Origin of the sequence: Microcoleus harperi Pol14_C6, from assembly GCF_036701295.1 — a bacterium.
Taxonomy (GTDB): domain Bacteria; phylum Cyanobacteriota; class Cyanobacteriia; order Cyanobacteriales; family Microcoleaceae; genus Microcoleus.
The window spans coordinates 100,273-112,935 of record NZ_JAUBQN010000008.1 but is presented as its reverse complement, the minus strand read 5'-3'; the positions used below and the strand labels follow the sequence as shown (position 1 = coordinate 112,935).

At 43.4% G+C, this 12,663-nt stretch carries 6 protein-coding genes; 1 reads left to right on the top strand and 5 read right to left on the bottom strand.

Annotated elements, in window-relative coordinates; all coding sequences use genetic code 11:
* The first annotated feature begins 5 nt into the window (after positions 1 to 5).
* Positions 6 to 1,439 (top strand): ABC transporter substrate-binding protein, encoded by a 1,434-nt coding sequence (locus QUA27_RS08890; protein WP_333067496.1) that lies wholly within the window; start codon positions 6 to 8, stop codon positions 1,437 to 1,439.
* A 503-nt stretch (positions 1,440 to 1,942) separates the two neighbouring features.
* Here QUA27_RS08890 and QUA27_RS08885 read toward each other — a convergent pair.
* The 5 genes from QUA27_RS08885 to QUA27_RS08865 form a co-directional block, all read right to left on the bottom strand.
* Entirely contained in the window at positions 1,943 to 7,303 is a 5,361-nt protein-coding gene (locus QUA27_RS08885; protein ID WP_333067495.1) for an AAA family ATPase, read from the bottom strand.
* Positions 7,304 to 7,339: 36 nt separating this feature from the next.
* Positions 7,340 to 8,350 carry a methyltransferase gene (locus QUA27_RS08880; RefSeq protein WP_333067494.1) on the bottom strand — a complete coding sequence of 337 codons (1,011 nt, stop codon included), beginning with the start codon at positions 8,348 to 8,350 and terminating at the stop codon, positions 7,340 to 7,342.
* A gap of 140 nt (positions 8,351 to 8,490) precedes the next feature.
* A complete protein-coding gene (locus QUA27_RS08875) occupies positions 8,491 to 9,564 on the bottom strand; it encodes an amidohydrolase family protein (protein ID WP_333067493.1) in 1,074 nt (357 codons plus the stop codon).
* 27 nt (positions 9,565 to 9,591) lie between these two features.
* On the bottom strand, positions 9,592 to 11,853 hold the full coding sequence (locus QUA27_RS08870; protein WP_333067492.1) for a TOMM precursor leader peptide-binding protein: 2,262 nt from the start codon (positions 11,851 to 11,853) through the stop codon (positions 9,592 to 9,594).
* Between the two features lie 119 nt (positions 11,854 to 11,972).
* Positions 11,973 to 12,626 carry a hypothetical protein gene (locus tag QUA27_RS08865; protein WP_333067491.1) on the bottom strand — a complete coding sequence of 218 codons (654 nt, stop codon included), beginning with the start codon at positions 12,624 to 12,626 and terminating at the stop codon, positions 11,973 to 11,975.
* Positions 12,627 to 12,663: the final 37 nt, after the last annotated feature.

Below are 12,663 nucleotides of genomic sequence, written 5' to 3'. Positions count from 1 at the left end.
CAGCCATGTCCCAAAAAAATGAAACCGCTGTTCTGGTATTATCGCTCCTAATTACGATCGGGCTAGCCGGTGCAGGTATTTGGTGGCTGACAAGCCGAGGCAGCATCAATGTCGGGGGTTTATCACCCCAAAATCCGACTTTTCCCAACTCTGCGACGGGGAATTCGCCGCAATCAGAGCAGGCAATTGGGCAGCGTCTGAGTGCTGGCGAAAAACTGTTACTTCCAGAGCAAGCCACAACAACCAAACAAGCAGCAGTACAGGCGATCGCATCTGGCAACTATAACGCAGCTATTTCCAACTTACAAGCTTCGCTGAAAACCAATCGCAACGATCCCGAAGCACTAATTTACCTCAACAACGCCCGCATCGGATCTCAAAAATCCTACACAATTGCAGCAGCAGTTCCCATTGGCGGCGATATCAATGCTGCTCTAGAAATTCTGCGGGGGGTAGCTCAAGCTCAAAATGAAATCAACCAAAGTGGTGGCATTAGCGGTACTCCATTAAAAGTGCTAATTGCTAACGATGACAACAAGCCAGAAATGGCGGCACAAATTGCCAGTGCTTTAGCAAATAACTCGGAAATTTTAGGAGTAATCGGGCATTTTGGTTCAGATACGACCCTAGCAGCGAGCAAGATTTACCAGCAAAAACGATTAGTAGCAATTTCTCCCACAAGTACGTCTGTGCAGCTCTCAGGAGTTGGCAACAATATATTTCGGACTGTGCCGAGCGATCGGTTTGCGGCTAATGCTCTTTCCCGCTATATGGTGAGAAAATTGCAAAAGCAAAAAGCTGCCGTATTTTTCAATTCTGCCAGCAGTTACAGCAAATCTTTAAAAGATGAATTCACTACTGCTCTTTACGGAGATGAAGGACAAATCGTATCAGAATTTGACTTTGCTAAGGGCAATTTTAATGCTGCCGAGAGCGTTAAAAGTGCGATCGCCCAAGGAGCAGAAGTGATTATGTTAGCATCCAATTCAGCCACGCTCGACCAAGCTTTGCAAGTAGTGCAAGTAAACGCCAAACGGCTGCCGTTACTAGCAGGAGACGATGCTTATACTGCTAAAACACTGCAAATCGGTGGCGCAGCAGCAACAGATATGGTGCTAGCTGTTCCTTGGCACATTCTCGCAGATCCGCAGTCAAACTTTCCGCAAACATCCAAACAACTTTGGAATGCTGAAGTAAGTTGGCGCACAGCTTTAGCCTACGATGCGGCGATCGCGTTAATTGCCGGTTTGGGGCGCAATCCGACTCGTACAGGCATTCAACAAGCTTTATCAGCGTCAGATTTTTCCGCAAATGGAGCATCCGGCCCGATTCGGTTTTTACCTTCGGGTGATCGCAATCGAGCAGTTCAATTAGTAACTGTTAAACCGGGAAATCGTACCAGTTACGGTTACGATTTTGTGCCGATATCCGGTTTGTAAACTATTGGCGATCGCCCAACTTAGGTTATACTATTCATTGGTAAGTTCTAGGGCTGGTCAAGCAAAAATGCTTACAATATGAGTAGTTATATCAAATCCGCTTGCATCGGAATTAATATTACCCCCAATCAGGACACGGCAATGCCATTTGCCTACAATTAATCGGGTGAGAATTACATCTCTCATTAAGTGTTCTTGATTATTTGACCGTAGAGACACCGGGAGTGCCAATTGGTGTCAACTTAACGTTAAACAGGTAGCCCGACAGTCCGACAGGGAATGAATTCCCGGCCTCCAAGCTAATATTCCTGTCAAGAGGACTGAGAAGAAAATTTTTTAAACTCATGAGTCCTCTTCAGAGGACTTTAGCTATTAGACAGGGGTTTCAACCCCTGGCGGACTGCCGGGTAGGCGGGAGGACTGATAAACTAAAAGCTTAAGTTGACACGACGAAAGGCAGTGCCGTGTCCTCGGTATCATTCCCCAACTAAATTTTCCCATACTTACTTCTGTTTGATTACTACCAAAGTAATGTCATCAAATACTTTTTGCTCCCCAATGTATCGCCGCACGTCGTCAATAACAGCTTGCTTGATTTCTGCTGCTGACTGTCCCCTGTTAAGGGCAACAACTTCAATCAATGGCTCGATACCGTATTGAGCTTGATTCATATCAAAAGCTTCGGTAATTCCATCAGTATAGAGTACGACCACATCCCCCGAATTTAACTGTATTTCCGTAGTAGTAATGAAATCGGCAATATCTGGTTCCAAGGCGATGGGAAAGCCTAACTCCATGGTATCAATTCGCTCTACTTCGCCACAGTCACGCACGACAATCACCTCTTCGTGCTGTCCGCTCAAACGCAGGATGTTTTCCCCCCGATATTCCAACAAAGAAAGGCTCATACTTTTACCGCAATTGATGCGCTCTACGTTGTCAAAAAGCGTTTGGTTGACTGTCTGCAATAATTTAACTGGGTCGGTTTCATTGTGAACCAACAAAGTGCGAATTGCTGTTTGTGCCATAATCATTAACACACCGCTTTCTAAACCGTGTCCTGTCACGTCACCGATGCCAATTGTGGCTTTACCGCCGTAATTTAGTACGTCGTAGTAGTCGCCGCCAACTTCATCAGCCGGCTCCATAAATGCAGCAATTTCTAGTCCTTCAATTGACTCTAATTCCTGCTGTTGAGGCAAAATCATTTGTTGCAGGCGGCGGGTTACGTCTAGTTCGGCACTCATGCGAAGGTTTTCTACTTTTAGCCGATCGTTCAAAACCAATATTTCTGCATTAGCTTGGGCTAATTGTGCGGTTCTATCTTCTACTTTTTGCTCTAAAGTTCGGTTGTAATCTTCTAATTTTTCATAGAGACTTGCATTTTCAATCGAGATCGCAGCTTGAGCCGCAATGATTTTTAAAGTTTCCACTCTTTCCGAGGTAAATGCGCCGATCGCCAGATTATTTTCTAGATAGAGAATTCCACCTAGTTTGCCTTGATTGAGTAGGGGGGTGCAGAGGATCGATTTGGGCCCAGTAGCGGTAATGTAAGAATCCCCAGTAAATAGTCCTTCATCGGTGGCGTTATTTAATACTACATTTTCGTGGCTGCGAGCGACGTAGTTAACTATGGCGGTTGATAGCAGGGGAATTCCAGTTGCAGGATCTACAGAATCTACGGGAATGGATTGCATAATGGTAATGAGCTCGCATTCTACGGCTGCTTCGGCTTCAATTGCCCAATTCCCGCCTTTATCCAGAATCAGAAAACCTTTTTGAGCGCCTGCGTTTTCAATTACAGTTTTCATCACCTGGTTTAACAATTGTTCTAGAACGATTTCACCGGAAATAGCTTGGGATGCTTTCATTACTGCGGCAAAATCTAGCGCTTCGCCGGAATTGCTACCAGTTGTGGTAATCGGATTCTTGGTATTTTGAGTATCTGTTTTGGTTGAACCAAGCCACTGGAGATATTTTTCATCTAAATCTTCTACTTTGCGTTTTGCTCCCCAAATTTGATAACCTTGGTATGCTTTTTTTAAATAAATTTGGGCGAAGTCAGATTTTTCTTGGGCAAACCAAAACTTGGCGGCTAGTTCGTTGGCGAGTGCTTCATCCTGAATAAACTCATTTTCTTTAGCCAATTTAATTGCTCGATCGTATAAATCGATCGCTTCATACCACTTACCCGATATTCTGGTCATTTCTGCGGCGACTAAAAGATACTTATGCAGAAAATTTTCCGGGCAATTATTTGCCCAGTTTTTCATTTGCGCTTGATTAGCTTCGATTTGAGTACAATATTCTTGTTGCTCTTCTGGAGAGACAGAAGGATGGAGGGCAGCTAAAATCAGGGAATTGTAAAAGTTGTAAGTAGAAGCTTGGATAGTGCCGGAAATAAACCCTAACAGTTCCTGCGCCTTGGCTATGGATGCTAACGCTAGTTGCCACTCGCCATATAAATATAGAACTTGAGCCTTGAAAATGTAATAATAGCAGATTGCGTTTGGTGATCGGCTAACTTCCTCTTGATTTAGATACTCGGATTCCTGAATCTCATCGCAGCTAAAATCAAGCCGATCTTGCGTTTCTCCGAGCAGGTTTTGTAAGATTATTTTCTGTCCCAAGGTGGAATCAACAGACCATTGGTTTTGGGTCTTTTGACAGAAAGGGAGAATATCAGATGCCTCTTGAGGAAGTAAAGATAGATTTTTGCCTTGGTAAATTCCATTTAATAAAGTATGAGTCATGCTAAAGCCAGCATATTGAAGCATACCCGACTGTAAACCAGCTTCAATTGATTCTGCGTTAATATTTTCAGTTTGGTTGATATGCTTAACCCATGACAAAGAAAAATTGGCAAGTACGTTAGCTGTTTGGCTTATCGAGTATAAATCATCAAATTTCTTACTTAACTGATATCCTAGCAGGGTGAGTTCGTAACTTAACTGAGAGTTTCCTAATATTGTCTGCAATGCACCAAATATACTGTAGCTAATTGCCGATTTGGATGTATGGCCGTATTCAACGCTCAGATTGGCAGATTTACTCATTACGACACCGGAAAGTTCTGGAGCGCCTAAGTAGGCTGGGGGTTGCATTTTTATCAGTAGCTCTAAGGCCATCTGCTGGATGGGGTCTTCCATTTGTGGATTGTCAATCAGCGAAGCAACTTCTCGTTTTCCTAAAATTTCGCTAAACTTACCTAATTCAGCTTCAACAGCTTTGTTAAAGTCGCGATCGGGAAAGTCGATCCCCAATTGCCCTAAAGCTGTTCGACCAACCTCAATCGCTTCCAAGTATTTACCCTGCATGGTATATAATTCGATTAGCAAATAATAGAACTCTGCTCGCTCGATTGCTGAATTTGCTTTATCAATAGCGAATTCTATTAGCAATTCTGACTCTTGGAAGTTGCTGTTGAGATATTCAACTTGGGCTAGGTTTTTATATAAATCGATAGCATTTTTATAATTATTTTTCCGTTTCCACATATTTCCTGGGAAAATTTCATTAGCCGATCTGAAATATTCTCTAGCAGCCGTATATGCAGTAGATTCTTTGGCTTTTTTACCTGCCTTGAGATTCAATTGACTCAACTGCACTTTTTCTGCCTTGCTTTTGAGCAAGTTTTTTCCTTTATTCAGATTATCGACTATAGCAAAAATATTACCTTCTAATTTATCTGATAGCGTGTTTGCAAGTAACAGCCTGCCAATTTTAAGATGAACGCTTTGCTTGCGATCTTCATCGATCGAGGCATAGGCTGCTTGCTGGACGCGATCGTGTTGAAACTTATAATTCAGGATAATCAAAGAGGAATCGATGGGATTATTTGAGGTTGTTTCTAGCGATGAATTCGGTTGAATCAGCCCGGACTGGATAGCAGGTAGTAAATCTACAAATATATCTGTCAGGGATTTTTCCCAGACTATAGAGAGCGTTTTCAGATCGAACCTATTCCCGATACAAGCAGCCAGAAGCAACGCTTGCTGAGACGCATTCGGTAGTTTTTTTAATTTGTCTATCAGCAAATCCACCACATTTTCTGTGATACCTAAAGCATCGATTTGCGGGATATCCCAGATCCAACAACGCTGTTGCCAATCGAACTTTAATAAATTTTGTTGATATATAGTTTTGAGAAATTCATTGACGAAGAAAGGATTACCTGATGTTTTGCGATAAATTAACTCAGCTAGCGGCTCGACCAATTCTAGATTGCTGTGGAGAGTATCGGCAATCAATTGAGCGATGTGAGGAGCAGCTAAGGGGGCTAATGTTATCCTATTGAGAATTACTCCCTCTTTTTCTAAACGATTGAGGGTTAAGATTGAAGGGTGGGTGGGGCTAACTTCATTGTCTCGATAAGCACCAATCAGGAGCAAATATTTCATCTGCTCGTCAGTCAACATTAATTCGATAGACTTTAAACTAGCTGCGTCTGCCCACTGTAAGTCATCCAAAAAAATTACCAGTGGATGTGAGCTTTGGCAAAACACCCGAACAAATTTTTGAAACACCAAGTTAAACCGATTTTGCGCCTCCATCGGCTCCAGTTGTTGAATGGGAGGTTGAGGCCCAACTATTAGTTCTACTTCAGGAATCACGTCAACGATGGCTTTACCGTTAGAGCCAAATGCTGCCAGTAGTTTTTCACGCCATTCTAATAGCTGTGCTTCATCTTCCGCTAAAATTTGCTGTATGAGAGAGCGAAAAGCAGCAGCAATTGCCGAATAGGGTATATTGCGCTGGAACTGCTCGAACTTACCAGAAATAAAATAGCCTCGCCGAGCTGTAATGGGCTTGTAGAGCTCCTGTACCAGCACAGACTTACCGATGCCAGAATAGCCGGAAACGAGAAGCATCTCAACGCACTTTCGTGTCGGTTCTTCTGAGTTATTTTCTGAGGCAATCCGCGCAAAAAGTGATAATAATGTCTCAATTTCTAGATCTCTACCGTAAAGTTTCTGCGGTATAATTAACCTGTCAGAAAAATCTTGTTGTGCTAGCGGAAAATCTGCAATTTCTCCGCAACTCTGAAAGTGTCTGAGGCATTCTTCCAGATCAGCAGCGATGCCAAAGGCACTCTGGTAACGTTCCTCCGCTGTTTTGGCTAACAATTTCACAATCAGGTTAGAAACAACTTTGGGTATATTGGGATCGAGTTCGTGAGGCGGTAGAGGCTGTTTGGCAATGTGGCAGTGTACTAATTCCAAAGGATCGCTTGTATCAAAAGGTAAATAACCAGTTAGTATTCGATAAAATGTCGCGCCCAGAGAGTAAAAGTCTGTAGTGTAGTCGAGGGCGCGATTCATCCTGCCTGTTTGTTCGGGTGAGATATAAGCCAGTGTGCCTTCGAGAATATTTGGGTTTTTAATTATCGGATTTTCCCGTGTAAATAGTGTAGAAATGCCAAAATCAATAATTTTCAGGATATCTGTTTTAAAATTCCAAACAATATTGGCAGGATTGATATCTTTGTGGATAACATTAACAGCATGGATTTCACCTAAAGTCTTGGTTATTTTAATACCAATAGAAAGAAATTCAGGCAAGCTAAGTTTTCTATCTCTGAGGATAATGTCTAAAGATTCACCTCCAAAGTCTTCTAAAACTATTGCTAGTGTATTCTGATATTTTTGCAAATCATAAGCTCTAATCACTCCATCTATATTCAGATAACCAGTAATTTCATACTCTTGCTTATATCTGGTTAGCTCCGCAGGGGTAGGATAATCTTCCTTGAGAACCTTGAGAATAACAGGTTGATTGTCAGAGCGGCGGTTTGCTCGATAAACTAGCGAATTCGAGCTTTCAAAAATTTGGGCGGTAATTTCGTAATTAGAAAAAACTTTCATATTTTTTATGTCATAAAATGAATAAAGAACCCGAAGTTATGGTTTACTAGCACTAACTAGATGATAATAAGTATGAGTTGGTATTGACTGAAAATCAATAAACCCTACTGACAATAAGATTTCTTCTATTTCCTTTAAAGTATACTGCTTGCCTTTCTCATACATCAGTAATATGGCTGACAAACAGGCGACTGTGAGCGGCCCATCTTTTGTGTCATTTAAAGGCATTTCATGCAACAATACTTTGCCGCCAGATTGAAGTACATCGAATGCTCGTCGAGCTAACAAATAGCAATGTTCTAAATCCCAATCATGAAAAACATTGCCAAATAGAATACCATCAGGTTCTCCAGGCCACGCATCTTCAAACATATCTCGCCCAACGGTAGTAATCTGTTTTTCTAAGCCATATTTGGCAATGTTTTTTTGGGCAATCTCGCATACAGGCTCAAGATCCATAACCGTGCATTGAATCTGCGGATTAAATGCTGCGATCGCGATCGCCGGCGCTCCCGAACCACCTCCCACATCAAGAAGATGCGATATTTGACCGAAAACAGGTTGTTTGGCTAAGTTTCCTGCGGTTGGCAGTATCATCATGTGCATCCGCTCAATGAAGCTGTGCACCGTCTCAATTTTGTGCTGATTCATCGCCACCGCCATCGGCATTGGTGGTTGAGCGCCACCGATTAATTTCATGCGAAGCAGATCCAGATACCATTCATGGGGAGGGCAAAACCCCGTATAGTAAAATGGGCTATCTGGAATCATGTAGGTTTTTGCCACTTGTGTCAGGCAAAACCGTCCATCTTTCTGTCTTTCTAGTAATCCAAATGCAGCCAGAACTGCCATGAAAGCTTCAGAGATTATAGGTGTAATTTTGAGGTGTTTGGCAGCATCTTCAATTGTTTGTGGTGCTTCGTCTATCAGCTTGAATAGATTGATTTCTTGCGCTAATGTTATTACTGGCCCGATGATTCTAGAGCAACTTACATCGAACAGTAAACGCTCATCGACTTCTGGAACGGGAAACGGTTCGTTGAACATATTATAGCTAGGGGCTAGGGGAAGAATTGGGTCGAATCAAGGCTTTCAGGAATTAAGCAAAATTGTAGATGGGGTTTCGCTCAACCTAACCTACAATTGTGAGATCGAACAGTAAACGCTGATGTTTATCTCGGTGCCATTCAACTGACGCCGTAGAAACGAGCCGGATTTTCCCACAAAATTTTTTCTACAGTTCCCTGGGGCAGTTGCCCCTCAAGAGCAACTACTTGCTCGACAATATCCGATTCGTATTCTCCATGAGGATAATCAGAACCAAAGAGGATGTTATCGCAGCCGATATACTCAATAACTTGAGATAAGTGTGGCTCCGAAGGCTCCATAGAAACAAAACACTGACGGCGAAAATACTCCGAGGGCTTCATCTTCACATTATCGGCCACTTCCCAGCGCGAACTCTCGTATTCTCGATCGAGCCGCCACAACCAGTAGGGCAACCACCCGCACCCTGACTCCAAAAAGCCAACTTTGAGTTGGGGATGGCGTTCGAGTACGCCACCTTCAATCAATGTTAGCAGAGCCATCATTTGTTCCATCGGATGGGAACAGGCACGTAAGGCAAAGCGAGTATTAAAGCGATCGGCCCCGGCAGTAGGCAGACGGCTGGGAGTTCCCTCGTGAATGCCTACGGCGATCGCCAATTCCTCACACTTCGTCCAAAATGGCTCGTAGGCGCGATCGCTCAAAATTCGTCCCTTGACAGGGTTGGGACGCAAAAAGACTGCTTTCCAGCCAAAATTAACGATGCGGAGCAATTCTGGCACCATTTCTTCTGGATCGTGAAGATTAATGCTGCCGACACCTTTGAGTATTTGGGGATTAAAGCTACAAAAATCTCGCAGCCAATTATTATAAGCCCTCACAAAAGCACCCACCAATTGAGGTGCCATCGTATTCACCGCAGTGATAAATAAAAGAGATGTGGGATAAATAAATGCCACATCAACCCCCATCTCCATCATCGCTTGCACCTGAATTTGCGGGTCAGCACCAGCTAGGGGTTCGACTTCCAAAAACGGTTTTGCCCATTGACGTAGATATTGCTCGGAGAACTTATTAATAATCGGTTCTCCTTGAATTTTCAAGTCTGGCGAAGGAGCAAAGTGCTTGAAAGCTGGTTCGAGATATTCTTCCCAAATGCTATGGGGTTCGTAAACGTGAGCGTCGGCATCGATAATTTTATAGCCTTTGAACATTTTTTAAGGGGAAAAAAAGAGGGAAAATTATAACCACATAGGGATTGGATTGAAATTATCTTCTGACATCGACTCTTTTAACCACCCCATTTGTACGGGTACATCATAGAGTCGTCCTGCTCCTAAACGCTTCCAAAAGTGCCGCATTCCAGGCACAATAACCTTCACGACCTTCAAACCAATATCAGGACGAGTTTGGTCCAGGACTAACATTTCCATTCCCTTTTGTTCTACGATTTGTTGGCAGCGCTTGATGTCTTCTAGTAGGTCGTCACTCCAGTTTTGAGCGTAATCGGAATAAACTTTAGCGCTACTACTTTTGTCGGAAACTAAATAGGGCTGATTCTGTAGCGTTGCAGTTTGCCACCAGTTTAATACTGAGGGTTCCGCTGAGGAGGCGTACTGGGTTTTACCATCGGCGTTAGTGGGTAACACAACACCCAAAATTTGATTGATTTCTGTCAGGGCTCTACTAACAGCAAGTTTGGGATCGAAATGAGAACCAAATCCTAACAGAATATCTTCCGAGTCGCGATCGCCACATCGACTAACGGCAACAAAGGTGGGAATATTTAGATCGCTGGTAAGATCCAAAACCCACAGTTCCCGATGGATGGACTGGTAAGACTTTTGCAGAGAGCAAAAATAAGGTTCATCAAAACTCTCCAAATCCACCTCTGGCCTTTGAATTCGGTTGTACCACCACAGCGCCACGCTATCTCGTTCGACCAATTCCATAAAACCTTGTAATATCGCCTCTTCCAAGGTATTACCCGCTGCACACCCGTTAGTATCTGCCCAACAGTCAGGTTTTTCTGGTTTGGGATAGCCAAAGTAACAGTAAGCAGTGGGGAGATACTTGAATTCCTGCTGAGTCAAAGACCAAACAGGCGTCCACTCGATCGCGTTGGTTTCATCAAAAGGTTCTGGGACTTTTTGAGAAAGGCTTTGACAGCTAGCATTCCACTTTTGGCGCTCGCTATATTGGGATTGGCTGAAATTCATACAAGCGTTAGGATGAATTGCGCGATCGCCGAGTTGCTGATAAGTTTCTTTAATTCTGATTTCATCTCCCTGGAAGACGCCAGAATATCTCTCTATAGCTTCCCCAAAACCGCTAACTCGCGCCTGAATATCCGTTCTTCCCTTTCCTCCACTTCTACCGCCAATGTTTTGAGCCAATGCTCTCAAGTCCTCAAACATGGAGATAAAATGATGTTTGGCTACATAATTATGGAAACCATCTAGGCGATCGGGTAACTTTTGTAATTCTCGAATAACCCCCGTGATGGGACTAATGTGATGCTGGTATTTACTGAGGGTGGCTTCAGGGGAACTGCAACGGTGTCCGCCTTCAGCAGTAAATGTTTTCTTACGACTACCGAGAATTAATGGCAGTGGTTTTGCACTATTCTGGCTTTTGCTCAATCCACAAATTGGGCATTGAGGACGCTTGGTGAGAATATGGCTTTGAGTTTCTACAGTCAAAGTATCGTGAGTAATTAATACGCCTTCCAATCGTTTATTTTCCCGATTCTGAACGATCCATTTTAAGACTTCAATAGCTGTCATCCCCAAAGCCGTTTGCAAGACACCAGGTATTTTCGCTAGGGGTGGCGTCAGTGGTGCTGTATCGTTCGTGCGTCTCTTCAGATACCCTTCAATGGGTCGATTGCATCGCAAGCGTTGCGCCAAACACTCCCAACAGCCTGTTTTTCTGGGAGAGAACAGCGGGCCCAGCCAGATAATTGTGCCAATCGGTTTGACAAGTAACCAGGGACGCGATTTTTGTAAGGCAAGCTGATTGAGCGCGGGTAGATCGAGTTGCAGGTAATCATCGCACAGAACGACCTCCAAATCGGCATCCTCGCTGACCTGGATTTGGTGCGATTCTAGAGTTTCAATCAATTGAGCAGCAGAAATAGAACCGATCGCCCTCACTGCGACTTTGGTTGTCTGTAGGCGATCGCGTGTGGCTTCCACGCTAATATTCAGTTGGTCGCAAAAAATCTGTAACCATGGTGGCAGTAGCTCATCACCGTTGCTCAGATAACCCTGATTCTTTAGCTGACTTAGCCCATAGTAAATATAAGCTGCTGGAAGGCGCTCTTGCAATTGATTGACAATTTCATCAATGCTATGATTGCCATCCAACAGCGGAGCTAATTGGGCGTAGATAGGGTCGCTCTGTACAGCCCCATTCCTTTCAGACAAAAGGAAAACTCCTTCTGTTCTTTCAGTTTCGATGCGAAAGCAATCCTTAAATTTTGGCTTGTAATCGCGATACATTCTGTCAGCAAATTTATTGTATTAATTTAAGTATTTCTTTGTAGGTTGTTGCGCTTTAGCGCTAAAGCGCAACAACCTACCTAACCATTTACTCATCAACTGCTGCTGAGATTACGACCTTAGCACATACAGGTGGGAATATAGGGATTGCGAGGAGTGTAATCTGCATCACCCTTGTTCTGAATCCAGTTGTGTAGATCGGATGCTGACAAAACTGATGGACTGAGTGCGGGGCGCGGTGGATAAGCTATTACCATGACAAACTTATCCTTATCTTCATTGTAACCAGCCAACCAGCCATGATATCGATCAATACTTACTACCCACAAAAAAAGTTTAGTGAACTCTTCCGTAAAAGCATAGTCATCTCGATGGGTGAGATCCTTGTAAAGATTGGGTAAAGTTAGACCGTTCTTCGATAATTTTCCAGTCAGATAGTCAGATAGGCGATCGCTCTGTTCGACTATGTGTTGTTGATCTTCAAACATATTCGGACAGTAATGCTCCGCAATACATACACGAGCTAGCTCTTTGACTACACGGATAAACTCTTGCCGCAGGCTTTCCTGAGCATCATCGTCGCTGGTTTTTTTTCCCTCATAATCGCTAGGTTCAAGCCAAGACCAAGCTACCAATTGCGACCATTGAGCGGCGAATCGTTGCACTTTATCAGTGGCAGTTGTACCACCTCCTAATTTTTCTATCAGTTTCTTTTCAACCTCTGTTTGCTGGTAGGTACCCAGTAAGAGACGGATTGTATTTAACTCAGACATGGCTATTTTCTCCTTAAGATGGTTTAAGATTGTGGAC